The 26,132-nt window shown below is 38.1% G+C and carries 29 protein-coding genes and 2 pseudogenes; 17 read left to right on the plus strand and 14 right to left on the minus strand.

Features of this window, described 5'->3' with window-relative positions:
• Positions 1 to 5 precede the first annotated feature (5 nt).
• The 6 genes and pseudogenes from MKP09_RS03900 to MKP09_RS03925 all read left to right on the plus strand — a co-directional run bounded on the left by MKP09_RS03900 (position 6) and on the right by MKP09_RS03925 (position 4,006).
• On the plus strand, positions 6 to 575 hold the full coding sequence (locus tag MKP09_RS03900) for an anthranilate synthase component II (protein WP_240826522.1): 570 nt from the start codon (positions 6 to 8) through the stop codon (positions 573 to 575).
• Between the two features lie 118 nt (positions 576 to 693).
• Positions 694 to 1,671: pseudogene (gene trpD / locus MKP09_RS03905) on the plus strand (anthranilate phosphoribosyltransferase).
• A 47-nt stretch (positions 1,672 to 1,718) separates the two neighbouring features.
• Entirely contained in the window at positions 1,719 to 2,471 is a 753-nt protein-coding gene (gene trpC / locus MKP09_RS03910; RefSeq protein ID WP_240826523.1) for an indole-3-glycerol phosphate synthase TrpC, read from the plus strand.
• Between the two features lie 30 nt (positions 2,472 to 2,501).
• Positions 2,502 to 3,134, plus strand: coding sequence for a phosphoribosylanthranilate isomerase (locus tag MKP09_RS03915; protein WP_240826524.1), 633 nt, complete (start codon positions 2,502 to 2,504; stop codon positions 3,132 to 3,134).
• Positions 3,135 to 3,242: 108 nt separating this feature from the next.
• Positions 3,243 to 3,707, plus strand: coding sequence for a hypothetical protein (locus MKP09_RS03920; protein ID WP_240826525.1), 465 nt, complete (start codon positions 3,243 to 3,245; stop codon positions 3,705 to 3,707).
• Positions 3,698 to 4,006, plus strand: coding sequence for a hypothetical protein (locus MKP09_RS03925; RefSeq protein ID WP_240826526.1), 309 nt, complete (start codon positions 3,698 to 3,700; stop codon positions 4,004 to 4,006). The genes MKP09_RS03920 and MKP09_RS03925 overlap by 10 nt, the downstream gene beginning before the upstream one ends.
• A gap of 94 nt (positions 4,007 to 4,100) precedes the next feature.
• Here the strand turns inward: MKP09_RS03925 and acs are convergent, their stop codons facing one another.
• The 8 genes and pseudogenes from acs to ribF form a co-directional block, all read right to left on the minus strand.
• Positions 4,101 to 5,942 (minus strand): acetate--CoA ligase, encoded by a 1,842-nt coding sequence (gene acs, locus MKP09_RS03930; RefSeq protein ID WP_240826527.1) that lies wholly within the window; start codon positions 5,940 to 5,942, stop codon positions 4,101 to 4,103.
• Complete coding sequence (locus MKP09_RS03935; RefSeq protein ID WP_240826528.1) at positions 5,879 to 6,049, minus strand: acetyl-coenzyme A synthetase N-terminal domain-containing protein; 171 nt, start codon at positions 6,047 to 6,049, stop codon at positions 5,879 to 5,881. Before MKP09_RS03935 ends, acs begins: the two co-directional genes overlap by 64 nt.
• 253 nt (positions 6,050 to 6,302) lie before the next feature.
• Positions 6,303 to 6,860, minus strand: a complete 558-nt coding sequence (locus MKP09_RS03940) for a cob(I)yrinic acid a,c-diamide adenosyltransferase (protein WP_240826529.1) — start codon at positions 6,858 to 6,860, stop codon at positions 6,303 to 6,305.
• A gap of 45 nt (positions 6,861 to 6,905) precedes the next feature.
• Positions 6,906 to 7,570: pseudogene (locus tag MKP09_RS03945) on the minus strand (ABC transporter ATP-binding protein).
• Positions 7,571 to 7,690: 120 nt separating this feature from the next.
• Positions 7,691 to 7,882 carry an Asp-tRNA(Asn)/Glu-tRNA(Gln) amidotransferase subunit GatC gene (gatC, locus tag MKP09_RS03950; protein ID WP_240826530.1) on the minus strand — a complete coding sequence of 64 codons (192 nt, stop codon included), beginning with the start codon at positions 7,880 to 7,882 and terminating at the stop codon, positions 7,691 to 7,693.
• 174 nt (positions 7,883 to 8,056) lie between these two features.
• Positions 8,057 to 8,410 (minus strand): helix-turn-helix domain-containing protein, encoded by a 354-nt coding sequence (locus tag MKP09_RS03955; protein WP_240826531.1) that lies wholly within the window; start codon positions 8,408 to 8,410, stop codon positions 8,057 to 8,059.
• Positions 8,411 to 8,420: 10 nt separating this feature from the next.
• Positions 8,421 to 8,759 carry a type II toxin-antitoxin system HigB family toxin gene (locus MKP09_RS03960; protein ID WP_240826532.1) on the minus strand — a complete coding sequence of 113 codons (339 nt, stop codon included), beginning with the start codon at positions 8,757 to 8,759 and terminating at the stop codon, positions 8,421 to 8,423.
• 89 nt (positions 8,760 to 8,848) lie between these two features.
• On the minus strand, positions 8,849 to 9,742 hold the full coding sequence (gene ribF, locus MKP09_RS03965) for a riboflavin biosynthesis protein RibF (RefSeq protein ID WP_240826533.1): 894 nt from the start codon (positions 9,740 to 9,742) through the stop codon (positions 8,849 to 8,851).
• Between the two features lie 265 nt (positions 9,743 to 10,007).
• On the opposite strand from ribF, the gene MKP09_RS03970 reads away from it, so the two are divergent.
• The 3 genes from MKP09_RS03970 (at position 10,008) to MKP09_RS03980 (ending at position 13,380) form a co-directional block, all read left to right on the plus strand.
• Complete coding sequence (locus tag MKP09_RS03970) at positions 10,008 to 11,099, plus strand: AIR synthase related protein (RefSeq protein ID WP_240826534.1); 1,092 nt, start codon at positions 10,008 to 10,010, stop codon at positions 11,097 to 11,099.
• A 74-nt stretch (positions 11,100 to 11,173) separates the two neighbouring features.
• Positions 11,174 to 13,066 (plus strand): PAS domain-containing protein, encoded by a 1,893-nt coding sequence (locus MKP09_RS03975; RefSeq protein ID WP_240826535.1) that lies wholly within the window; start codon positions 11,174 to 11,176, stop codon positions 13,064 to 13,066.
• 62 nt (positions 13,067 to 13,128) lie between these two features.
• Complete coding sequence (locus MKP09_RS03980) at positions 13,129 to 13,380, plus strand: ATP-binding protein (protein WP_394801026.1); 252 nt, start codon at positions 13,129 to 13,131, stop codon at positions 13,378 to 13,380.
• A 107-nt stretch (positions 13,381 to 13,487) separates the two neighbouring features.
• On the opposite strand, the gene MKP09_RS27245 is transcribed toward MKP09_RS03980, so the two are convergent.
• Genes MKP09_RS27245 through MKP09_RS04005 form a run of 6 tightly spaced genes read right to left on the minus strand, consistent with a single transcriptional unit; the run spans position 13,488 to position 17,391 of the window.
• Positions 13,488 to 13,874, minus strand: coding sequence for a helix-turn-helix domain-containing protein (locus tag MKP09_RS27245; RefSeq protein WP_317235176.1), 387 nt, complete (start codon positions 13,872 to 13,874; stop codon positions 13,488 to 13,490).
• Entirely contained in the window at positions 13,871 to 14,260 is a 390-nt protein-coding gene (locus MKP09_RS27250) for a response regulator (protein WP_317235177.1), read from the minus strand. Before MKP09_RS27250 ends, MKP09_RS27245 begins: the two co-directional genes overlap by 4 nt.
• A 2-nt stretch (positions 14,261 to 14,262) precedes the next feature.
• Positions 14,263 to 14,457: a sensor histidine kinase gene (locus tag MKP09_RS03990; RefSeq protein ID WP_317235242.1), complete on the minus strand. Its 195-nt coding sequence runs from the start codon at positions 14,455 to 14,457 to the stop codon at positions 14,263 to 14,265.
• A complete protein-coding gene (locus MKP09_RS03995) occupies positions 14,439 to 15,044 on the minus strand; it encodes a sensor histidine kinase (protein ID WP_240826537.1) in 606 nt (201 codons plus the stop codon). Before MKP09_RS03995 ends, MKP09_RS03990 begins: the two co-directional genes overlap by 19 nt.
• Positions 15,045 to 15,052: 8 nt before the next feature.
• The gene (locus MKP09_RS04000) at positions 15,053 to 15,931 is read right to left on the minus strand and encodes a triple tyrosine motif-containing protein (protein ID WP_240829228.1); all 879 of its coding nucleotides are present in this window, start codon (positions 15,929 to 15,931) and stop codon (positions 15,053 to 15,055) included.
• Positions 15,898 to 17,391 (minus strand): ligand-binding sensor domain-containing protein, encoded by a 1,494-nt coding sequence (locus MKP09_RS04005; protein WP_240826538.1) that lies wholly within the window; start codon positions 17,389 to 17,391, stop codon positions 15,898 to 15,900. The genes MKP09_RS04000 and MKP09_RS04005 overlap by 34 nt, the downstream gene beginning before the upstream one ends.
• Positions 17,392 to 17,549: 158 nt before the next feature.
• On the opposite strand from MKP09_RS04005, the gene MKP09_RS04010 reads away from it, so the two are divergent.
• From MKP09_RS04010 to MKP09_RS04045, 8 genes are all read left to right on the plus strand, one after another.
• Positions 17,550 to 20,528, plus strand: a complete 2,979-nt coding sequence (locus MKP09_RS04010) for a SusC/RagA family TonB-linked outer membrane protein (protein ID WP_240826539.1) — start codon at positions 17,550 to 17,552, stop codon at positions 20,526 to 20,528.
• A gap of 41 nt (positions 20,529 to 20,569) precedes the next feature.
• Positions 20,570 to 20,740: a hypothetical protein gene (locus tag MKP09_RS04015; protein WP_240826540.1), complete on the plus strand. Its 171-nt coding sequence runs from the start codon at positions 20,570 to 20,572 to the stop codon at positions 20,738 to 20,740.
• A 19-nt stretch (positions 20,741 to 20,759) separates the two neighbouring features.
• The gene (locus MKP09_RS04020) at positions 20,760 to 21,149 is read left to right on the plus strand and encodes a hypothetical protein (RefSeq protein WP_240826541.1); all 390 of its coding nucleotides are present in this window, start codon (positions 20,760 to 20,762) and stop codon (positions 21,147 to 21,149) included.
• A gap of 49 nt (positions 21,150 to 21,198) precedes the next feature.
• Complete coding sequence (locus MKP09_RS04025; RefSeq protein ID WP_240826542.1) at positions 21,199 to 21,459, plus strand: hypothetical protein; 261 nt, start codon at positions 21,199 to 21,201, stop codon at positions 21,457 to 21,459.
• Between the two features lie 29 nt (positions 21,460 to 21,488).
• Positions 21,489 to 22,649, plus strand: a complete 1,161-nt coding sequence (locus tag MKP09_RS04030; protein ID WP_240826543.1) for a RagB/SusD family nutrient uptake outer membrane protein — start codon at positions 21,489 to 21,491, stop codon at positions 22,647 to 22,649.
• Between the two features lie 136 nt (positions 22,650 to 22,785).
• Positions 22,786 to 23,403 carry a DUF3823 domain-containing protein gene (locus tag MKP09_RS04035; RefSeq protein ID WP_240826544.1) on the plus strand — a complete coding sequence of 206 codons (618 nt, stop codon included), beginning with the start codon at positions 22,786 to 22,788 and terminating at the stop codon, positions 23,401 to 23,403.
• 33 nt (positions 23,404 to 23,436) lie between these two features.
• The gene (locus tag MKP09_RS04040) at positions 23,437 to 25,290 is read left to right on the plus strand and encodes a glycoside hydrolase family 2 protein (RefSeq protein WP_240826545.1); all 1,854 of its coding nucleotides are present in this window, start codon (positions 23,437 to 23,439) and stop codon (positions 25,288 to 25,290) included.
• A gap of 13 nt (positions 25,291 to 25,303) precedes the next feature.
• Positions 25,304 to 26,119 (plus strand): glycoside hydrolase family protein, encoded by an 816-nt coding sequence (locus MKP09_RS04045; RefSeq protein WP_240826546.1) that lies wholly within the window; start codon positions 25,304 to 25,306, stop codon positions 26,117 to 26,119.
• The last annotated feature ends 13 nt before the right edge of the window (positions 26,120 to 26,132 follow it).

The following is a 26,132-nucleotide window of genomic DNA, read 5'->3' on the forward strand; positions in this document are numbered from 1 at the left end:
AAAATATGAAACTTCTCGTTTTCGATAACTACGATTCTTTTACTTATAACCTCGTTCATTTGGTGGAAAAGATTCTACATCAAAAAGTAGATGTGTACCGAAATGATCAGATAACACTGGAGCAGGTAAATGAGTATGACAAAATAATTTTATCACCTGGCCCTGGTATTCCTGAAGAAGCGGGATTATTATTGCCTTTAATAAAAGAATATGCACCAACGAAATCCATACTGGGCGTATGTTTGGGGCAACAGGCTATTGGAGAAGCGTTTGGCGGAAAGCTTACTAATCTTTCAAAAGTGTATCATGGCGTTTCAACAGACTGTACAATCATAAAAGATGATGATAAATTATTCAAAGGATTACCGATGAATATTGAGGTGGGCCGTTATCATTCGTGGGTGGTGTCGAAGGAAGATTTTCCTGCTGAACTTGAGATAACAGCAATTGATGAAAATGATATGATTATGGCGTTACACCACAAGACTTACGATGTGCGTGGTGTGCAGTTTCATCCGGAAAGTGTGTTAACGCCGCAAGGAGAAGCGATATTGAGGAATTGGTTGGCTGAGTAGGTCTGACGAAGAATATGTAGGATAAGTTATAATCGGAACGATGAAGCGATCCGCCAGCTGGCGGAAAATACGATGATATTTATTCAAAAGCTGATAACATAATTGTAATGAAAAAATACTGAGTTTACTATTTGAACATAAGACACTCGATCGTGCTACGGCAAAGGAAGTGTTGGTTAATATTGGCAAAGGCGTTTACAACGAGCATGAAATAACAGCTTTTATGACCGTGTTTTTAATGCGTAGCATTGCCTTGCAAGAGCTACAAGGTTTTCAGGATGCATTGCTTGAACTCTGCGTTGCTGTTGATTTCGACGGATTGGAAACCATTGATATTGTGGGCACCGGCGGCGACGGAAAAAATACTTTTAACATTTCGACGCTTTCATGTTTTTGTTGCTGGCACCGGACATAAAGTAGCAAAACACGGTAATTACGGAGCATCGGCAATTAGTGGATCTTCCAATGTTATCGAATCGATGGGATATAAATTTAAGAACGATAATGCTGCGCTGCAAAGAGAATTGGAAGAAGCGAATATTTGTTTTTTACATGCACCTCTTTTTCACCCGGCATTGAAAAACGTTGGGCCTATCCGGAAAAATTTAGGAATGCGTACTTTTTCAATATGCTTGGTCCATTAGTAAATCCTGCGTCACCGTCATTTAGCATCATTGGAGTTTATAATTTAGAAATGGCAAGGCTTTATAATTACTTGCTGCAACAACAATCCAGAAAATTTGCTATTGTGCATGGGTTAGATGGTTACGATGAAATTTCATTGACGGGCGATAGTAAACTGTTTACCAAAAATGGAGAAAAAGTTTTGTCCGCAAATCAGTTAGCCGGGCTGGAAGTGAAGCCTGAAGCTATTTCTGGCGGAAGTACTATTGAAGAAGCGGCTTCTATTTTTAAAGCAATCATAGAAGGAAAAGGCACTAAAGAACAGGAAGCTGTTGTATTAGCGAACGCTGCTGTAGCCTTGCAAATAACAGAAGTGTATAAAAATTATGATGATGCATTTGCTGCGGCGAAAGATAGTTTAGCATCGGGCAAAGCAAATGGCTGTTTACAAAAATTGATTTCTTTACAATAAAAAAAGACCTTCGAGGTTTTAAAAACCTCGAAGGTCTACTTCCCGCTATGAATATTTTAGATACAATCATCGCACATAAAAAAACAGAAGTAGCAACGCGCAAAGCTGCGGTTTCTATTAAAGATTTAGAAGCCCGTCCGGGATATATTATTCCGGTTCGTTCTCTCGCTGATTCTTTATTAAAAGAAAACAGCACCGGAATTATTGCCGAGTTTAAAAGAAAGTCTCCATCAAAAGGATTTATAAAGCAAGATGCCAACGTTAGCGAAATTACAACTGCTTATACAAAGCATGGTGCGGCATGTTTGTCTGTATTAACGGACGAGCATTTTTTTGGTGGTTCTGATGAAGATTTAATGCAGGCAAGAAAAAATGATATTCCCATTCTTCGTAAAGATTTTATTATCGACGAATATCAGATTATAGAAGCAAAATCGATAGGGGCGGACGTGATACTATTAATTGCGGCTTGCTTAACGCCAAAAGAAGTACAAAGCCTTGCTACATTTGCTGCGTCGCTCGGACTTGAAACAATATTGGAACTTCATGCCGAGGAAGAGTTGGCACATATTTGCGATGCTACAAAAATTGTCGGCATCAATAATCGCGATTTAAAAACATTTAATGTAGATATTGAACGAAGCCTTCGAATGGCAGAGCGTTTGCCAGCTGATAAAATTAAAATTGCAGAAAGCGGAATTGATAAAATAGAAGATATTTTATTATTCAAACAAAACGGATTTAAAGGTTTTCTTATTGGTGAATATTTTATGAAACAAGAAGATACGCCTGCCCTTTGAGATTTTTGTACAGAAACTAAATGCAGCGCGATGAATGATGTAAAAATAAAAGTATGCGGTATGACTTCATTGAAGCAAGTGCAGGAACTGGCTTTGATAGGCGTGGATTATGCGGGCTTTATTTTTTATGAAAAATCACCGCGCCACTTGGGTAACAAAATTGCTGCTTCCGATCTTAAATATTTTTCTGACATAAAAAAAGTTGGCGTTTTTGTTAATGAATCTAAAGAAAAAATAATACGGACTATTGATGAATATGGTCTTGATGCTGTTCAATTACATGGTGACGAGACGCCCGAGCTTTGTGAAAGTTTGAAAGATACAATTACTGTGATAAAAGCCTTTCGTGTAACAGGGGATGAAGATTTGGTAAATATGCTGCAACCTTATGAAGATAGTGTTGACTACTTTCTCTTCGATACCAAAGCTAAAGAATACGGCGGCACCGGTAAAAAATTTGATTGGTCTGTGTTGGAAAAAATTTCTATAAACAAACCTTATTTTTTAAGCGGCGGTATTGGCATCAATGATATTGAACAAGTGAAATTATTTACATCCGCCAACAATGTTTTTGCAGTAGATGTAAATAGTAAGTTTGAAACAGAGCCGGGTGTGAAGGAAATATTTCCGCTTAAAGAATTTGTAGCACAAATTAGGGGATAGCGGCAAATACTTTGATGAAGTTTTCGAAGTGCAATACGATTGCTTTTCCTGTATTAGTAATTTTTCTTTATTTTGGTGCTGAATTATTTTTGCAACCTAAATTAGCTTATGGAAGAAAAAAAGAAGGGAAGCACCGGTAAAAAGTTGGTCTTGATAATAACACTATTGGTTTTATTATGTTTCCTCGGATTTTATTTATACAGCAAGGGACGCCAAAGTGCAGTAGAAAGCTTGGCTGGTGATGATATCGCCTATGCCATCAACCCGGAGGAGAAAGGACATGGGCTGGCATCTATGGAAGAGTATGAACACTGGAAAGACGCAACTTTTCGCATTAGCGAGTATGACGATATTCCCGAAAACTACAGACGTGCCATTGTTTATATTTTTATGCAAAATGGATATTTTGGGAATAAGGATAAAGACGATGATATTTATTATTTGACAAGTATAAAAGATCGTGCAAAAAGATTTTTTCTTTTGGAGATTTTACCGGTATCACAGAACAAGATAAGCCAGACATGGCATTTTTACTGGAAAATGCAGATTTTGAAAGTAGCGCTTTGTTTATAATAAATAGCCTTGGCGATATTTTATACTGGAAAAAATACAGCAGTGAACTTCCTATTATTAATTCGTTTAAAAAAGGAGAAAAAATATTTATGGGCGACACAATGCTTAAGCCTTCTCCTTTAGACGGATTGATTATTAAATTTAAACATTACAAAGAGGCTTTATTATACGACAGCAAACTTAAAACCTTTGAAAATTACAGGCAGTATACTCAAGAGGAAATAGATGAAATGAATAACCCGGAACCAGAAGTATCAGAGGAGGGCGATCCGGAAGATACGGTAGCAACGGTAAATTAATTGTAAGAAGATTCTATTATCACGTTACATTATATAAAGAAAAATCCCTCAACACTTTTAAAAATATTGAGGGATTTTTACAAATTAATTCTTATTACAACTTTCCTTCCTTAATCTCATCCACAACCGCAGGGTCAAGAAGCGTAGAGGTGTCGCCAAGGTTTTCCAATTCGCCTTCAGCAACTTTGCGTAGTATGCGACGCATAATTTTACCGCTTCTTGTCTTAGGCAAAGCGCTAACAAATTGTATTTTATCCGGCTTGGCAATTGGCCCAATAATCCGGGATACGGTTGCTAATAAATCCTGCTTGCTAAGCTGATCGTCTTCCTCGCGGTGGTGCTTGCTGTCCATCACTACATAAGCGTAAATGCCTTGCCCTTTTAATTCGTGCGGATAGCCAACCACAGCACTTTCTACAACACCGGCCATCATGTTAATAGCATTTTCTACCTCTGCCGTTCCCAGTCTATGGCCACTTACATTCAATACATCATCAACACGGCCAGTAATGCGAAAGTTCCCTTCTTCATCTCTAAAGGCGCCATCTCCGGTAAAATATTTATTCTCGTAAGTACTAAAGTAGGTTTGTCTGCAACGCTCATGATCGCCCCAGGTGGTACGCAAAATTCCCGGCCATGGCATCGTTAAGCAAAGGTTGCCACTATAATGTGTATCCGTAAGTTCTGTTACTTCGTCGCCTTTTTCATCAACCAACACTGGCTTAACTCCGGGCAATGGAAGTGTGGCCCAGCTTGGTTTTGCAGGCGTTATACCCGCTAGGTTAGAAATGAGAATGCCACCTGTTTCTGTTTGCCACCAGGTATCTACAATAGGGCATTTTTTCTTCCCGATATGTTCATCGTACCAATGCCATGCTTCCTCGTTAATGGGCTCGCCAACAGTTCCTAACACTTTTAAAGACGAAAGATCTTTGCCTTTAAGTGGCTCAAGTCCATAACTCATTAAAGATCGAATGGCTGTTGGTGCAGTATATAAAGTATTTACTTTATGCTTATCTACAATATCCCAAAACCTACCAGCATCCGGCCAGGTTGGAATGCCTTCAAACATCAGGCAGGTGGCACCAGCCAGCAATGGGCCATATACAATATAGCTGTGGCCTGTGATCCAGCCAATGTCTGCTGTACAGAAAAATACATCACCCGGATTATATTGAAATACATTTACAAAAGAGTAGGTGGTCCAAAGCATATAACCAGCGGTTGTGTGCACTACACCTTTAGGTTTGCCGGTGCTTCCGGATGTGTACAAAATGAACAACGGATCTTCAGCATCGACTTCTTCTGCCGGTGCTTTCAATGCTTCTTCATTCATGTTTTCAATCACTTCTTCTACTTCATCTCTCCACCACACGTCGCGGCCTTTAATCATGCTTGCCGGAGTTCTGGTTCTTGTATGCACAATTACGCGTTTAACGGTTTTATTTCCAATCAAAGCATCATCAATTATTGACTTCAGCGGAATATCTTTTGCCCCGCGAAAAGCGCCATCGCATGTAATGATGAATTCTGCTTGCGCATCATAAAGCCTGTCGGCTATGCTTTGTGCCGAAAAGCCGCCGAAGATGACGGAATGGATGGCGCCCACTCTTGCACACGCCAAAACCGCAATAGGCAGTTCTGGAATCATGCCCATATAAATGCAAACACGATCGCCTTTCTTTACGCCATTATTGCGAAGAACCTGTGCAAACTCGCACACTTTTCTATGCAATATTTTATAGGTTAATGTTCTTGTTTTTTCGTTCGGATCATTAGGCTCCCAAATGATAGCCGGCCGGTCGCCTATTTCTTCCAAATGCCTGTCCAGGCAGTTTTCCGTTATATTCAGTTTTGCACCTTCAAACCATTTTACCGAAGGTTCTTTGAAGTTCCATTCCAGTCCTTTTTTACTAAAAGGTTGCTTTTTTTCCATTCAAAATGATCAGCTACCTCGCTCCAGAATCCTTCCGGATCTTCCAGGCTTCGCTTATAATCTGCATGATATTGTTCTAATGACTTTATTTGAAAAGGGTATGACATTGCAAACAGTTTTAAAAGGCTAATATAATGAACTATTTATTATTAGCACAGCTAACGTGCAATCGTTTGCTTTAAGATAATGTTATTAGGTCAGCTGATGAACAGATGGCATCGGTATTGTGTCACTCACTTGTGCTGCAGAATATATGGCAGCCTATATATTATTCGCATTTTAAGTTCACAAGTTGGCAGTGTTAAATGTCAACAAGGAATGCTCAACAATCAATTTACAATGAATGAAGTTTCATGCCTATCAAATCCTCGGCTTCCATGGAATATCCTCAACCTTCAATAAATGCCCGGTATATCTTGCTAACACAAATAAATAATCGCTTAAACGATTAAGGTATTTAATAAGAATATTGTCTACAGGCTCTATATCCGACAAACGGACGCAGCAACGCTCAGCACGGCGGCAAACACAGCGTGCGATGTGTAAATGTGATATAGCGATATCGCCGCCTGGTAAAATAAAAGACTTCATAGGTTCTAACTCCAATTCCATCTGATCTATTTCTTTCTCTAAAAATGCACAATCGCTTTCGTGCAAATCAGGAATGGCCATTTTTATTTTTTTACCCGGATCGCAAGCCAGCTCTGCGCCAATGGTAAATAACCGATCCTGAATTTCCTGCAAAGCATGTAAAGTCGTTTCATGTTTTAGCAAATCTTTACATAAGCCGATATGTGAGTTGAGCTCATCAACCGTTCCGTAACTTTCAATACGCAAATCAGCTTTAGAAACTTTGGTGCCGCCAATTAAGGAAGTTGTTCCTTTATCTCCTGTTTTTGTATAAATCTTAAAAGACATGATGAGTTTGAAATTTGACATTTAAGATTAGAAAGTAGAAAATTTCTAATTAAGATGAACAACTGTTGGCTGCTCCACTTTTTCATCGGTTTCAACTTCTCCGTCTCTTAATCGTATAATACGGTGCGAGTGGCGTGCAATATCTTCTTCGTGTGTAACCAAAACAACGGTATTTCCGCTGCTGTGTATTTTACCAAAAATGTCCATTATTTCGTACGAGGTTTTGGTATCAAGGTTTCCTGTTGGTTCGTCCGCCAGAATAATGGACGGGTCGTTTACCAATGCCCGCGCAATGGCAACACGCTGGCACTGACCGCCGCTTAGCTCGTTAGGTTTATGGTGACTACGGTCCGTAAGGCTTACTTTTTCGAGCACTTCCATTGCTTTTTCATTACGCATTTTTTGGGAATACCTGCATAAATTAAAGGAAGTGCCACATTTTCGAGCGCCGTTAATCGAGGCAATAAATTGAACTGCTGAAACACAAATCCTATTTCCTGATTGCGCACTTCAGCCAATGCATTGTCATGCATTTTACTTACGTCCTGATTATTCAAAATATATAAACCGGCAGTTGGACTGTCCAGGCATCCCAATATATTCATCAAAGTACTTTTACCGCTTCCAGACGGCCCCATAAGAGAAACGTATTCATTTTTATGAATATCCAAAGAAACGCCTTTAAGCACTTTAAGCTCCTGCTGGCCCATGATGTAGCTTTTGCGTAATTGCTCTATGTGGATGATGCCTTGCAATTATGTATAATTTTAGTTGACAGTTGACGGATGGCGGATGACAGAAACTGTCAACTGTTATCCATCAACTAAATGCTATTTTTTTATCACTTTAGGAACTAAGAAAAACTGCCCGTCAGTTTCCGGGGCATTTTTTAGCGCATCTTCTCTGCTCGCAGAACCTTTTATTTCATCTTCACGAAGCACATTAATTTCATCGCTCATGTGCATCAGCGGTTCTACCTCCCCTAAATCCAATTCGTTTAATTTCTCTACAAATCCGATCATATTTTGGAGATCTTTAGAAATGTCTTTTTTTCCTGTTCGGTAAATGTTAGTTTCGACAGATGTGCCAGCTTGTCTACTAATGCGTCATTAACTTCCATGTATCAAATTTAGTTGAAATGTGTGAATAGGCTTTAACGGTTTCGGATTACTGTTTTTTCACTTCGTCTCCACAATTTAAGTTCGCAAAAATAATTCGGAAGGTAAATTGAAGAAATCCCGAAGTCGCTGAGCCATTTTGAGTGTCAATTCTCTTCTTCCAGACAGGATTGAAGATACATGCCCCTTGCTGCCTATCACCTCCTCCATATCTTTATTTCTAAGTCCTCTTTCCTGCATTTTTTCTTTAATTACTTCCAGTATATCAATCTGCGGCATTTTTATTGTTCTGTCTTCGTAATCTTTTATCAATACAAGCAACAATCCTAACTCATCATCTTCGGGTGAACCAGGTTGCGCATGAAAAATTTCCATTGCACGTTTTATTGCTTGGCGATGTTCTTTTTCTGTTTTTATAACTTTCCAGGTCATTGTATAAAATTTATAAGTCTAAATTGTAAGGCACGGTTGCAACATCTATTTTATCATATTCTTCATGTGTTCCGAACCAAATAGTATAACACGCTTTTCTAACGAAGTTCATCAAAACAACCAGTCGGTATTCATTTCCTTTTATATTAAATACCACCCGCTGGTTATTGACAATACTCGCACTTCTGAACATTTCTTTTAACTGATTAAAGTTATCAAAATCGAGTTTTAGCATTTCTGTATACCAAGTAAGAAATTGATTTTTTGCTTTAGGGTAGCGCTTCGAATAGTAGATAATGGTCTTTCTGTTAATGATGTTCACTACGCAAAAGTATAAAATAGTTTTCATTTTGAAAACTATTTTAATGAACGGAATTTTTTCTGGTAATTATTACAACACTTTCAAACTTTCCACTTTATCGTTGTCTATTTTTTTAACTAAAGCTTCGAGTGTTTCAAATTTTTCTTCCGCCGCAAAAAATGTTTTACATAAACCCGAAGCGTCCTTCCATAAATATCATTTTGAAAGTTAAATAAATTCACTTCAATGACACGCTTTGTGCCGTCAACCGTTGGCCTGAAACCAATGCTCATCATGCCTTTTAGCAACGCGCCATATTTTCCTTCTTCGTTTTTTACAGATGCATAAACTGCGTAAATCCCATCTGCCGGAAGTATTTTTTCTTCTGTATTAATTTTTAAATTGGCAGTTGGATATCCTAATTCGCGGCCTAATTTATCGCCATGAACTACTTCTCCTTCAAAAAAGAAATGATAACCTAAAAGATGATTGGTTGTAGTTGTGTCTCCATTTAAAATAGCTTCCCTGATTTTGGTAGAACTAATACCCACATGATCTAAAATATGCTTGGGAATCTCTTTTAAATTATAATTATATTTTTCCTGATAAATCTCCAGGAGTTTATAATTTCCTTTGCGATTTTTACCAAAATGATGATCGTAACCTATAATTATAGTGTGCGGATGAAATTTGTCGATCAAAAAATCTTTGAGATAATCTTCGGGTTCCTGATTGGCAAAAACATCAGTGAAAGGCGTTACTATTAAATGATTTACGCCTAATTGTTCTAATAATTCCGTTTTCTCGCTTAATGTATTGATAAGACGGATGCCCAAAATGGAAGAGGATACCACTTTTCTTGGGTGAGGGTGAAATGTGATGATGACAGATTCTCCACCTGCTTCAAGGGCTGTTTTTGTGAGCTGGTCTATTATTTTCTTGTGTCCTTCGTGCACACCATCAAAAGTGCCTATCGTAATTACGGCATTTTTGAAGACCGGCAAATTGTTGATATCGTAATGAATTTGCATAAAATGCAAAAGTAGGTGAGAACATCGTAATTCATAATTTGTACAGCACACACTTCTTCCGATTGTTTTATCTTCGCGGCGAATTTGATGGCAATCGTTTATATAGGCTGAGATATGATCGGGACGATAAACCGAGCGTGGCAAATTCGATGATAGCAGCAGGAAGCTGGTTCAATAAAAAATATACAATGTCGTTATACTCGAAAAGAGGCGTTTCTGCCAAAAAGAAGAAGTTCACGAAGCAGTTAAAAATCTTGATAAAGGTTTGTATGAGAATGCGTTTTGTAAAATTTATCCGGATGTTTTGGTAGGTGATGCGGATTGGGTGAATGTGATGCATGCGGATGGTGCTGGAACGAAAAGCATTCTGGCTTATTTATATTGGAAGGAAACAGGAGATGCGAGCGTGTGGCGAGGTATTGCACAGGATGCGATTGTAATGAATCTGGATGATTTATTGTGCGTGGGAATTTACGACAAGGTGGCTTTTTCATCTACTATTGATAGAAATAAAACATTGATTCCTGCTGAAGTTTTGAGTGAAGTAATTAATGGGAGCCAGCAGTTTTTTGATACGATGAAAGAGTATGGCGTAAATATTACTTTTATGGGTGGTGAAACGGCTGACGTTGGCGATGTGGTAAGAACGATTGCTGTAAACGGAACAATGGTAGCAAGATGGCCGAAGGAAAAAGTAGTTACCAACGAAAAAATAAAACCGGGAAATGTGATTGTGGGCCTGGCTTCTTTTGGCAAAGCTAATTACGAAACCGAATACAATAGCGGCCTTGCGAGCAATGGACTTACCAGCGCGCGTCATGATGTGTTGAATAAATACTATGCTGAACAATTTCCGGAAACCTTTGAGCCTAAACTTAGCGATGATGTAGTGTATATTGGCAAACACCGTATGACGGATACAATAACTGTGGATGGTGAAGAAACTACGGTTGGTAAGCTTGTGTTGAGTCCGACGCGAACTTTTGCACCCATAATGAAAGCCTTGCTGGAAGAGCATTTTGATGCTATTAACGGTTTGATACATTGCAGCGGCGGCGGCCAGACGAAATGCATGAAATATGTACCAAAAGATGTTAAGATTGTAAAGGATAACCTATTTACACCTCCCGTTATTTTTGATATTATTAAAGATGCGAGTGGAGCTGATGAAAAAGAAATGTACCAGGTATTTAATATGGGTACAAGGCTTGAGATTTATACAAATGAAGCGGATGCCCAAATCATTATAGATGTGGCAAAGGGGTTTGGAGTACAGGCGCAGGTAATTGGAAGGGTGGAAGCTGCCGACAGACAATCTTTAGAGATGATTACTGCCGCGGGATCGTTTATATTTTAGGAAAACGTTTGCCGGATTATCATAAAGGTTTGACATATTTTTACTAAGTTGAGCTCAAAATATTTCTGTACCGCATGGATACTGCTGCCCTCGCCAGTATTAACAAGGATATTGTTATTGCAACCTTTAAGAGTTTTGCCTTTCGCATTTTTGAAGTTTCCAAAAATGAGATCATAACCAACGTATGGGCTAAAGATGAAGTTGATGAACGCCAGGGTAGAGAAAAATATCTTGGTTTGAATGCGTCGGATATCAATAACGACAATGTTATAAGAGAGTGTGTTGAGGCGATCAGAAAGGTTTTTTCGGATTCTGAACCGATGTTCTTCGAGTATAATGTTCAGGTAGAAGGACATTCTATGAAATTTCCTATCAAAGTATTGCGTGCTATTTACAATAATGATTTTGTACTTGTTATAGTTGAGAAAATTTTAACTAAAGAAATAATTGAAGATAAATGGCATTTAGCGTTGAATGCTGTTGGCGATGGTATATGGGATGTTAATCTTGAAACCAACAGAATTTTCTTTTCTCCCAAATGGTGGGAGATTTTTGGTTATTCGGAAGATGAAATTCAAACTACTGAACAGTGGCGCGCTAAAATTCATCCTGGTGATTTGGAAATAGCCACGAAAATGATGGCGGATCATTTGGAAGGCAGAACTCCTGTCTACACTGCAGAATTGAGATACCTGTGTAAGGACGGGAGTTATAGATGGATTCTGAGTAGAGGCCTGGTCACCAATTATAGCCAAGACAACAAACCGTTAAGGTTTATTGGTACTCACAATGATATTCATGAGCGAAAGCTGCATGACATGGCTAACATAGAAGATAAAAAACGTTATAAAATATTATTTGATTACAGTGTGGCATTGATATGTACACATGATCTGGATGGAAACGTTCTTAATGTTAACCCATACGCTACAGAGTTGCTAAAATTCAATTATGACGAATTGGTAAGCAAGAACATTGCTGATCTTGTACCTGAGAAATTCCGGAAAGATGTAATTAATGAATATTTGCCAGCAATCATAAACAATTCAAGAGCGGAAGGCATTTTGCGTATGCTGGCAAAAGACGGAACTATTAAGCACCTGTTATACAAAAACTACTTATTTAGTAATCCTGAAGGTGAAAAGTATATAATCGCATTTGCACAGGACATTACGGAAAGGTTAAGAGCGGAAAGCGGATTGCGTACAAGCGAAAAATTGTTTTCAACCTATTTTAACTTATCTGGTATTGGAATGGCTATTGTCAATCCATCCGGAAAATGGGAAAGAGTAAACGATGCTTTATGCCGGATGATAGGTTACACTCCAAGTGAATTAACCCAAATGAACTTTGGAAGTATTACACATCCTGAGGATGCCGCGCGTGACATTGAAGCAAAGGAAAGAATGCTACGCGGAGAGATTGATATTTATGAAGTGGAAAAGCGATACATAACCAAGGAAAAGAAAACAATATGGATATCACTTACGGCCTCATTGGTTAAGGATTCTGAAGGCAAGCCAAAGTTCTTCCTGTCGCAATTTGCAGATATTTCTACACGGAAGGCGCTTACCAATGAACTGCATACGAAAAACCAGGAACTTAACCAGGCACGCGATGAATTGTTGAACAAAGTAAAAGAACTTGAAGAGTTGAGCCATGCAATCGGCCATAATCTGCGTGGTCCTGCAAAAAATATTAATTTGCTGACAAAGGTGCTGAATGTTAAGTGTGGCAAGGCATCAGATAACGAAGATGCCAACACATTGGCGCGTTCGTTTAGTATGGATGAACTTGCTTCGATGATTGACACAGTGGGGAACTCTATGACCAATAGCCTTGAAACCTTGTTAAATATTGCAGAAATAAGATTGAATAAGGAGATCCCGTTTGATGAATGCAATTTTGACCAGGTTATCAATTCCGTACTTGACCAGTTAGCAGGCGATGTTCTCAGAAAAAAATAAAAATAAAACGTAGCCTGAGTATAAAAGATATTCATTATCCTAAACCATACCTGGAGAGCATTATATATAATTTGATCAGCAACGCCATAAAGTATAGCAATCCCCTTGTGACATCAAAAATCTGGATTGATACGCGCTTAAACCGGGATAGCCAGATTGTTTTATCTGTAAAAGACAACGGGTTTGGCATAGATATGGAAAAGTATGGAAAAAGAATATTTAAGCTTAGCCAGGTTTTTCATCAGAATACTGATAGCAAAGGCGTAGGATTGTATCTTACCAAAACACAAATCGAATCATTGGGGGGAGAATAGAAGTTGAAAGTAAAGTTAACGAAGGTTCAGTTTTTACTGTTTTTTTTAGCTAAGCTGCAAATTCTTTAATCGAAAATTTTAGACTAGGCTTAAATACAGATTGTTTATCATTTTTGTTGCTGCTGATATTCAGATGGAGTTATTTTAAACTGCTTCTGAAAATTTCTACCAAACTGCGTAAGCGAATGATATCCCACTCGTTCAGCTATTTCACTAAGTGCGATTACTTTTGTGTTCATTAATTCAACTGCTTTTTTAAGCCTCGAAATGTTGATCATTTCGTTTGGTGAAAGGTTTGATATTGATTTTACTTTTCGATATAAAGTAGGCCTGCTCATATTCATAGCCAATGCAAGATGTTCTACATCTAATTTATCGTTTGCAATGTTCTCAATAATACAATCATTGAGCTTCTCCAGAAATTCCTCATCCATTTTTGTGTGCGCCATGCTTTTGATGTGCGCAAGTGGTGAGTTAGCAAAATATTCCTTCACTTTATTTCGATTGGACAACAGGCTGGAAACCTGTGCAGCAAGGTGTTCGGAGAAAAAGGCTTTTCGATATAGGCATCTGCTCCATAATTCAGGCCTTGGATTTTTGAGTGAAGTGTATTTTTTGCCGTTAATAGAATTACTGGTATATGGCTAAGTTCAAAGTCTGATTTTATTTTTTCGCAAAGTTCAAAACCATCCATTTCTGGCATCATAATATCACTAATAATAAGCTGAACAACTTCATCCGCTAATATATTTAATGCCTCAATACCATCTGCTGCTGTAATTATGGAATAAAGCTCGCCCAGGTCGTCTTTTAAAAACTCAAGTATTTCTTCGTTATCATCAACGATTAATATGGCAGGTTTATCAATATGAAGTTCCATGTTTAGTTTTCTTCTGTTGGCAATGTAAGCACAAAACTGTTTAAATTATCTTTTGTATAAACAAATAGGCTGCCGCCTTGTAATTCAGCCAGCGAACGTGCTAAAGGCAGGCCCATACCTGTTCCCGTTATTTTGTCTGTCTGCTTGGATCTGAAAAATGGCTGAAATATTTTTTCCTTCAGATCTTCAAGTATGATTGGCCATCGTTACTTATTACGATGCTTACAAATCCGTTTTCGGTTTTAAGAATGGAAAGAGCCACAAGCCTTTGGCAGTATTTAATAGCATTGTCCAATAAGTTGCTTATAATTTTAGTAGTTGCTTCTTCGTCTATTTTACAACGAAAGATTTTTTCTTCCGTTATTTCCATTTTTATTTTTTTACTTTCAGCTAAAGGATAAAAATTACCCCAAATAATTTTGATCAAAGAATTGATATCCTTTTCTTCGAGCGTTAATACAAACGACCCTGCTTCAACCCGTCTGAAATCAAGCAGCTGATTCGTTAAGTCCATTAGTCTTTCAGTATTTTTATTCATTACCAATAAATACTTCTCATTTTGTGGAGACAACACCAGGTTGCGCATCAGCTTTTCCATAGGCGCTTTTATAAGTGTTAACGGTGTTCTTATCTCATGTGCAATGTTTGTAAAGAAATCAATTTTGGAATTAAACATTTCCTTTTCTTTTGATCTTTCAAAGAGTTCCATTGTTCGCTGCTGTTTGCCCAGTTGCCTTTCATGATAATACATAATGACGACATAAACGATAAATATTGCTAGCATAAAATAAGCTAAATAGGCCCAGTGAGAACTCCACCAGGGGGTAGTATTTTTATGTGTAGTATTTTTTCGTTTGCAGCCCACTCTCCATTGCTGTCTGTTGATCGTACGTAGAAAGTATAACTTCCTGGTGAGAGATTAGTGAAATAAACCCTCCTGTTTGTTTTAATATAATTCCATTCCTGATCAACGCCCTGAAGCTTGTAGGCGTACTGTATAGTTTTAGGAGATGTATAGTTAAGTGCAGCGAAATCAAGGCTTATAGAGGATTGTGTGTAGCTAAGTGTAATATCTTTTGTATTTAGTACGGAAGATCTTAATGGGCCTGTTGGATGTATTTCTACATCTTTATTATTGATCTGCAAATTGGTAATATATAAAGCCGGTATTGCTTTGATGCTGCTATTAATTTGTAAAGGGTTAAATCTTATTAAGCCTTTAGCGCTGCCGAAATACATTAACCCGTTTGAATCTTTGAATGCTGAAGAATAATTGAATTGGTCGCTCAGCAAACCGGTGGATTGAGTGAAAGTATTAGTAGCGCCTGTTCTGATATCTAACCTTACCAACCCTTTTGAAGTAGTGATCCATAAAAAATGTGTATCGTCTTCAATGGCGCTGTAGATCAGGTTACTTGGTAAACCGCTTGCGGTTGAATATAATTTTGCCTTTAAAGTTGAAGGGTTGATCTCATACAAACCATCTTCTGTGCATATGAGCAAAGATTGCTTAGTTGTGATATATAAATTAGTTATGCGGTTTTCGCTTAACTTTTCTCTTTGTTTATATTTTATTTTTAAATGTCCGAATTTTTTTAAACGAGGATTATAAAAATAAACTCCGCTTTTAAATGTACCTACCCAAACATTACCACTTGAATCTTCTGTAATTGCAGAAAAAAGTTATTAGGAGGTAAAAAGTTCAGCGGAATGAAATTGTCTTTTCCGTTGTTATAGATATATAAACCATTTGATGTTCCTACGAATATTAAGCCCGCCTTTGTTTTATACAAAGAGTGTATGAAGTTGCTTTTAAGATCGTTGGCCCCATCACCATAAGAATAATGTTTTATAATTTTTCTTGTTTTGATATCCATAACGTCCAGGCCATGCTCAAACGTCCCGATCCAGAGTTTGTCGCCATCTACCAATAACCCGTGAATATTGGTATGTGCAAGATTGCTATGTCCATCTTCAGGACTATAATTTGTAAAAGCAGCACTCCGAGGATCATAAACACTAAGCCCGGCATCTTCAGTTCCGATCCAGATTTTACCGTTATTATCCTGTGTTATTTCCCTTACTGCATTACCTTTTAGCGAGTTTTCATTAGGTGTATAAAAAAATTTTTCGAATTCTATTTTTTGGCGGGGATAATAATTTACGCCACCAAAATAGGTGCACGCCCAGATGCCACCATCCTTATCTTTTGTAAAAGCATATACAGCATTGTCAGATAGTGCATACGCATTAACAGGATTTTTCACTAGGTGTATGAAACCGTCTTTTGCTAAATCATATATGTAGATACCATTTTCTGTAGCTATCCAATATTCTCGTTTATCGCGTCTGATAACATCCCTGACATAAATGTCAGTGTTGCCTTCGTTATAAAGTAGCAGGTCTTCATAGCTGTTCTTATTAAGGTAAAATATTTTAAGACCCTGATTTGAAGTACCTATAAAAAGAAAGCCCAAACCGGAATCGTAGATTTTCTCAACCCAGGCTGAAGAGGATTGTTTTGAATGACTGAATACAGAAAAAGCAGAAAATGTATTTTGTATTGAATTATATTTTACGATGTTTCCATCAATTGTACCTATCCATATCTGGCCATCATAAGTACGACTTACAGTAGTGCAAAAGTGCAGATAATCGATATCATTGTAAATGATCAGTTTTTTTTGCAGGCCGTTATATTGATAGAGTTTGAATCCCGCAATAAACCAAAGGTTTCCGTTTTTATCTGATGTGATCCCGCTTATCTCGCTACGCGGACAACCTGGTAGCAAACTGAATTTTTCAGATTTCGGATCATATGCAAACAATCCACGTTCAGTACCCACCCATAAAATTCCATTAGCATCTTCATACAAACGCCAGATTGAGTTGTTTCCAATACTTGAACTATCTGACTGATTATTCCTGTATATTTTAAACGTATAGCCGTCAAAGCGATTTAAGCCATCCTTTGTACCAAACCACATAAAACCTTTACTATCCTGCAATGTACATATAGATGTATTATTCGATAACCCATCCTCAACCTGGTAATGCCGAAAATGGTATTGCTGTGCATTTACTATGCAAGCACTAATAAGCAGTGATATGGTCAATAAAAATCTTTGCAAGTAGATACTCTAAAGTGATTAAAATAATAATGTTAGAAATGCGAATATAAAAATTGAGACAATTTGTAGAAAGAATGAGACAAAATATTGTTAACAAAATGTTGGCTAATGATAATTTAGCTATGTACTTCTTTTTACATTAAATAAACGATTGTAATATGGAATTGGATCAATTGCCATGGAATGGTATACTGCGTTGTACCATTACCAAACTAAAGCTCAAACTTTCTTCAAAGAAAACATTTTTACTCGTCTGTCTCAGTTTTCTTTTTAGCAGCCTTATAGCTCAAACAAATGTGACGGGTAAGGTTACAAACGACAAGGGTGAACCACTTGAGGGTGTGACTGTAACGCTTGCAGGTACAGAAAATGCTGTTTCAACAAGTGATGCCGGAACGTATTCGATTAATGCACCAACAAATGGAACACTTGTTTTTACTTCAGTTGGTTATGGAGATGAAAGAGTTTTAATCAATAACAGGCCTGTTGTCGATGTTAATATGGCGCAGGCTGCTTCTGATATGAACGAAGTAGTAGTGATCGGATATGGAACTCGTAGAAAAGGAGATGTTACCAGTTCTGTAGCTTCTGTATCCGCGGATGATATTGCCCGTGTGCATGGCGGCTCTACGGTAAGTACTCTTTTAGCAGGTAAAATGCCGGGCGTTTCTTTTAGAATGGCTGATGGCCGGCCAGGTGCCAGTGCTAATATTCAAATACGAGGTATGGGCAATCCTTTGTTTATCATCGATGATATACAACAAGATAAAGGGCAGTTTGATAACCTTTCTCCGGATGATATTGAAAATATTACTGTTCTAAAAGATGCTGCGGCCTCTATTTATGGTAGCAGGGCTGCTAATGGTGTGGTTTTGGTAACTACCAAAAAGGGGAAAACGGGTCAGCGAAGTTCTATTAATTTGGGAGGATATACTGGCTGGCAAAATTGGTCACGTTTTCCTCATACCACCAATGCCTATGAATGGATGGTGGGAAAAGCCGATGCAGAAATGACATTTTACGGCCGGACAGATATTACTCCTGAAGAACTTGAAAAATGGAAGGCTGGAACTGAGTATGGCTATATGAGTCAGGACTGGCGGGATTTGATTGTTGCCAAAAACGCACCTTTATATTCTTTCAATGCGAATGTAACAGGAGGCTCAGAGAAAGTGAACTATTATGTATCTGCTACTCATTTAGATCAAAGAGGGGTTTATGGTAAGGATAGAGAGTTTTTATTTAAACGTACCAATATTCAAAGTAATATCGATGCTAAAATATCGCAACGTTTAAAAGTTGGCTTGCAAATCAATGGACGTATTGAAACACGCGACCAACCGGGTGTTCCGGGAGGTGATGATTATTGGGCAGCTAGATTTGCTTTGTTTAGAAACCGCCCTATGGAGTTAGCTTATGCTAATAATAATCCTTTATATCCCAATGATATTGGGCATAATACGGAAAACTGGGCTGTCCAAACAAAAGCACTTACGGGTTACTGGCGTTCTGACTGGCGAGTTTTGCAGGCCAATTTTAATGCAGAATATCAAATACCCGGAGTTAAAGGTTTAACACTAAAAGGTAAATATTCTTATTATCTCGCAGATAATGTGATCAATGGTCACGAGTACACTTACGATGTGTACACTTATCATCCAGATACTGATATCTATGAGAAAAAAGTAGGTAGTTCGAATCCATATCGGGAGCGCAGGTTAGAAAAGGTATTTAATAATGTTTCACAAATTCAGTTAGATTATAATCGGAGTTTTGGTGATCATACAATTTCAGGAACTTTTGTTAACGAACGTATTGAAAACAAAAGAACTTACACCTTTCAGCACGGCGTGCCTAAAATTAACTTTCTTCCTGTATTGCAATTTGCAGATTTGGATGGTCAGAATTATGCAGACATTGAAGCAGAACAGGCTCGCTTAGGATATGTACTTAAAATTGGCTATAACTACGGCTCCAAGTATTTCTTAGATTTTGCTGGTAGAAGAGATGCATCCTGGAAATTCGCTCCAACAAAAAGGGTAGGTTATTTCCCTTCTGTTTCTGGTGCATGGAGAATTTCCAGAGAACCATTTTTTAGAAATGTGTTAGGCGAAAACTCTGTTTTAAATGATCTGAAGCTTAGAGCATCTTATGGTGTTTTGGGAGATGATGATATTGGGCTTGATCCGTATGCCTATTTGTTAGGGTATCGATACGGAGAAGGCCAGGCTATTTTGGATGGTGTTGTGGTTACTTCATCAAGATTGAGAGATGGCGGCGTTGTTATTGATAACCTTTCGTGGTTTGAAAGCCGTATAACAGATATTGGTTTGGATTTTGAAATGTTTAACAGCAAATTAAATGGCGTTGTTGATTATTTCTATAGAAAAAGAACAGGCCTGCCGGATAGAAAATATGATGTTTTGATACCCAGTGAAGTTGGATATGGGCTTCCTCAGGAAAATTTAAATAGCGATGCCAGATTTGGTGGAGAGATTGCGCTTAGATATACTGATAAAATAGGAGAACTGGAATATAATGTTGGTGGCAATTTTTCTTTGTCAAGATCTAAATTTTTACAATCATACAAACCAAGATTTGAAAACTCATGGGATCAATATCGTACGTCAGGTGAAAACAGATATTCAGATATTTTTTGGGGATATGAAGTTACCGGGCAGTTTCAATCATTCGAAGAAATCAATAATTATCCTGTGAATATTGACAATGAAGGAAACCGAACATTAAAGCCAGGTTCTTTAATTTATAAAGACCAAAATGGTGATGGTATTATTAACGGTTATGATGAAAGGCCAATAGGCTATACTACCACCGGACAGCCCAATATTCAATATGGTTTCCAAATAGGTTTACGCTATAAAGGATTTGATTTTAATGCAGATTTTTCAGGTGGTGCATTGTATTCCTGGAACCAAAATTGGGAAATGCGCTGGCCTTATCAAAATACAGGAGCTTTACGCCAGTCTATATATGATGACAGATGGCATCGTGCAGACCTGTTCGATCCTAATAGTGCCTGGATCCCAGGAAAGTATCCAGCCATTAGCTTTACGAGAGCTGGAGAAGTGACTACAATAAAAATTCTACGTATTGGTTACACAATGTTCGCTATTTAAGAGCGCGGACAATTGAATTGGGTTATAACATTCCAAAAAGATTGGTCGAAAAAATTAAAATACAAAGTGCCAGATTTTATATTAATGGATACAATTTGTTCTCCATTGATAATTTGAAGGAATATGAAATAGATCCTGAAATAGCTGACGACAATGGCCTGCAATATCCACAAAACAAGTTTGTAAACATTGGTTTCAATCTTTCTTTGTAAAATTTTAATACTTAGTACAATGAAAAAAAGTCTTATATATTTCTTTCTTATTATTATAACCTGTCTTCAGATTGGTTGTATAAAGGATTCAGAGTTCCTGACACGCAAGCCTACAGACGTTATTGGCCCAGATGATTTGTGGACCGACAATAACCTAGTGCTATCCGTACTGGCTGATTTTTATGATCGATATCCGGATTTTCAAAGAATAGACCGATGGTGGGAATATACTAATTTTGAAGAGGCTTTTCCCTCTGCAGCCGGTGATTATTGGCGTATTCAAAACACCGACTGGGCTTACGATTGGTGGTCTACATGGGATTACGCTTTTGTAAGAGATTTGAATATGTTTATTGCTACAGGAACAGCATCAACGACATTGGCGGAAGCGGATAAAAAAGGTTTATAGCAGAAGCTCGATATGTAAGAGCGTCTCTGTATTTTGACATGGTAAAAAAATGGGTGGTGTTCCATTAATTCTTGAAGAGTTGACTTATGATTTTAGTGGCGATCCTACTTACTTGCAATATGCACGTGCTAAAGAGCATGAAATATATGATTTTGTAATTAGCGAAATGGAGGCGATTAAAGATCAGCTTCCTACTTCTGGAACTCAAACACGTGCAACATGGGGAGCCGCTTTGGCTCTTGAAGCAAGAGCCGCTTTGTATGCAGGCTCTATTGCAAAATATGGTACTAATACACCGCAGGTTTCCTAACTGGTGGAGAAGTTGGAATACCCGCGTCTATGGCTGATGGATATTATCTAAAAGCGTTAACTGCTGCGCAGGCAATTATTACTTCTGGTAGGTATTCGCTCTACCAAAAGAAAGATGTATTGTGGGATAATTTTGCATCGCTTTTTACAGATAAGGCTAACAATCCCGAAGTTATTTTTGCGAAGGATTATTTACTGAAAACGAATCGTATTCATGGTTATACTTTACAAAATCAGCCACGTACATCTGCGGAAGAACAACAAGGCGGTAGATTGAATCCGGCATTAAATCTAGCTCAGGAGTTTGAATTATTAAATAACACCTTCGCCCCATTTGCAACAAAGGATGGCGCTGGTAATGATATCTATTATGATAATATAAAGGACATTTTTGCTGGCAGAGATGCAAGGTTGGAAGGAACTATAATGTTGCCAGGAACACAGTTTAAAGGTGTAACAACTGATATTTGGGCGGGATGGTTACTAGCCAATAACAGCATTGTAACTGGTGATCAGTTTGGACAAATTAAAACCAATGTATTGCCAGGAAATACTGGATCTGTACAGGTTGTAGGGAAAGACGGCCCAATTGATGCATTAGAATTTGGTACTCAGACTGGCTTTTTTGTAAGAAAGTATATGGATAATAATATTGGATCAGGACGTATTGGAACGCAAAGTGATGTATGGTGGATTCGCTATCGTTATGCTGAAGTATTATTAAATGCCGCAGAAGCTGCTTTCGAGTTAGGACAATCGGGAATAGCGGCAGGTTATATGAACCAGGTTCGTGAAAGAGCCGGACTCACGATACCATTAACATCCGGACAAATCACTTTTGACAGAATCGTACACGAACGTAAAGTGGAACTAGCATTTGAAGATCATATTTTGTGGGATAAAAAGCGTTGGCGTATAGCACACCTTTCATGGAATGGGGAAAACATGAACGCATCTACTGTTGCTCAAAATATTGGAAGTGCTACCAAGGCTCAAACAATGGTGTTCGGCTTGTGGCCGTATAAATATCATAATCCGGGAAATGCCAATCATAATAAATATGTTTTTAGGATTGTAAAACCAAGCAGGGTATCACAAGCTCACAGGTTTAGGTTGGGTAATTATTATTCATTAATCAATAACGATATAAGATCTAATAATCCAAAAATTGTAAGACAGCCGAATCAATAATCTGAATGATTTGAGTATTATAACAATTAAAAGTTTAGAGATGAAGAGAATATTCATTATATACAGCATAGTAATTCTAGTATTTAGTATAGTCTTTTGTTCCTGTACAAAGGATAATTACGAACCTCCTGCCTCAATGTTTGAAGGGAGAATTGTTTATCAGGGAGAACCTATACCTGTAGAAAGTGGACAGGTAGCTTTTGAACTTTGGCAACCTGGCTTTGGTAAAAATGGACAGATAGATGTATCTATAGATCAGGATGGTAACTTTTCTTCGTTACTTTTTGATGGTAATTATAAGTTGATTTTTGCTGCCAATCAAGGTCCTTTTTATTGGAAACGTAATAGTGCAGGAGCTGTTGATACTATAGCTGTAAATATTAGCGGTAATAAAACTATGGATATTGAGGTAACTCCTTACTACATGATTCGCAATGCCCAAATCAGTAACAACGAAAAAGTTGTTACTGCTACTTTTTCAATAGAAAAAATTATTACTGATGCAAATGCAAGAAATATTGAACGGGTTTCTCTTTACATTAATAAAACACAATTTGTATCTGGAAATGGTACACAAAATATCGCCAAAAAGGATCTTGCAGCAGGTGATATTGTAAATATGAATAGCATTAGTTTATCTGCGACTATTCCAGACATTGTTCCCATCCAGAACTATGTATTTGCACGTATTGGTCTTAAGATTGCTGGCGCTGATGACATGATCTTTTCGCCATTACAAAAACTAACCTATTAAAAAAAATTTTACTAAAAGACAATAAGAGAAGTAATGAGTATTAGAAAGAGTTTTGCTTTGATGGCAATTTTGGGAATGAGCAGTTTATCATTATCAGCTCAAGAGTGGAAGCCTGTTGAAGGTAAAATTATGACGCCTTGGGCAGACAAAGTTGATCCGGCCCAACCATTGCCTGAGTATCCACGTCCGCAGTTAAAACGTGCCGATTGGCAAAACCTGAATGGCTTGTGGGAATATGCAATTACTGCTTCCTCGCAACAAAATATTCCGGTTGCTTTTGATGGCAAGATTTTAGTTCCTTATCCTGTGGAATCTGCCTTATCCGGAGTTGGAAAACGTATAGGAAAAGACCAATTGCTTTGGTATAAAACTACTGCTTCAATCAGCAAGCCCAAGGCCGATCAGGTATTACTACATTTCGGTGCCGTTGATTGGCAGTGCGATCTCTATGTAAATGGACAAAAAGTGGGTAGGCATGAAGGCGGATTCGATCCATTCTCATTCAATATCACTAAATATTTGAAGAAAGGAAAAAAGCAGGACATCGCTTTGCGTGTTTGGGATCCTACCGATGACGGTCCTCAACCAAGAGGAAAGCAAGTTAAAAACCCTGAAGGTATTTGGTACACACCGGTTACAGGTATCTGGCAAACTGTCTGGACGGAAGTGGTGCCGACAACGCATATTGTAACAACTAAACATACACCCGATGTTGATGGCAGCAGTATAAAAGTACAGGCCAGCCTGCAAGACGCAAAAACTGGTGATATTGTAAAGTTTGTAGCATTCGACGGAACGCAACAGGTTGGAGAAGCTACATTGCCTTCGGGAGTTGAAGGTGATATTGCGATAACGAATCCAAAATTGTGGTCGCCCGAAACACCACATTTGTATCAATTGAAAATCTATTTGTACAGAGGCGCTAAGCAGATTGATTATGCCGAAAGCTATTTCGCTATGCGCAAGTCGTCTTTGAAAAAGGATGCAGCAGGCATCAATCGTTTAGCACTTAACAATAAGATTTCATTTCAATACGGTCCGTTGGATCAGGGGTGGTGGCCCGACGGATTATTTACAGCACCAACTGATGAAGCGCTTTTGTTTGACATTGTTAAAACAAAAGAAATGGGCTTTAATATGATTAGAAAACATATTAAGCTGGAGCCTGCACGTTGGTATTATTACTGCGATAGCGTAGGAATAATGGTTTGGCAGGATATGCCAAGTGGAGATTTGGGAGGCAACAGATGGGATATGAGACCAGGGCAAATTTCTGGTTACAACCGCGATAAAGAAAGAAGCGCCGAATCTGAAGCTTATTATAGAAAAGAGTGGAAAGCCATTATGGATGCGGCTCATAATTTTCCATCAATTGTAGTTTGGGTTCCTTTCAATGAAGCCTGGGGTCAATTTAAAACTAAAGAAATTACAGAATGGACAATGAAGTATGATCCGTCTCGTTTGATAAACAGCGCGAGCGGTGGCAATTTCTTTTACACTGGAAATATATTGGATATTCATAATTATCCTGATCCCAATATGCCTGATCCTGCGATCTTCGGAAACAGTGGACAGGCGCTGGTTTTGGGAGAATTTGGTGGATTGGGCCTGCCTGTAGAAGGCCATACCTGGCAGGAAAAAAACAATTGGGGGTATCAGAGTTTTAAAAATAAAACAGAATTGATGCAACGATACTCAAAGATGATGGGTGATTTGAAAAAGCTCATCCCTTTAGGTTTATCAGCTGCTGTATATACGCAAACTACAGATGTGGAAGTGGAGACGAATGGTATTTTAACTTACGATAGAAAAGTAATGAAAATGCCGGAAGCTGAATTAAAGAAATTACACCAGGCGCTTTATGATGCTAACGAAAATGTAAAATAGAAAATTGAGTTGGATGAAATTTTTTTGTTCTTTTCTTTTATTCATTCTGGTAACTGCTGCTGCTCAGGCTCAATCCGTCAAGGCTTTGAGACCTGCGCCTGCGCCATTATTCAGGGATCCGATTACTGACGGCGCAGCTGATCCTGTTATGATTTATAATGAAGAGGAAAAGAGTTGGTGGATGTTATATACACAACGAAGAGCCAATCTGGAATTACCAGATGTGGCTTTTTGTTATGGCAATCCTATTGCTATAGCTTCTACTGACGATCATGGCAAGACATGGATTTACAGAGGAACCCTTGATCTGGCGATAGACCCAGGACTGAATACCTTTTGGGCACCTGATATTGTTTATGATAATGGAGTATATCACTTATTTGTAACGTATATAAAAGGTGTTCGCAATCATTGGGGAGGTGAATCGAGGCTGGCATATTATACAAGCAAAAATATGTGGGACTGGAAGTTTGAACAATTTGTTAATGTGGGAATGAAGAATATCATTGACGGATGTATTGTGAAAAAGCCAGATGGTGGCTGGCGTATGTGGTTTAAAGGACATGATGCGCTTACTTATGCTTCGGACAGTAAGGATCTGAAAAATTGGAAAATGTTTGATGAGCCAGTTATTACTGGTGATAAGCATGAAGGTCCCAATGTATTTGAGTTTGCTGGTTTTTATTGGATGCTTACTGACGAATGGTCTGGAATGAGAGTGTATAAATCTAAAGATCTGAAAAATTGGGAAAAACAAGGCAAGATATTATTTGAAAAAATGGAAAACGTTTTGATGATCATCCAAGTGGTGCGCATGGCGATGCTTTAGTAGCCGGCGGAAA

Origin of the sequence: Paraniabella ginsengisoli, assembly GCF_022513635.1 — a bacterium.
GTDB classification, from domain to species: Bacteria; Bacteroidota; Bacteroidia; order Chitinophagales; family Chitinophagaceae; genus Niabella; species Niabella ginsengisoli.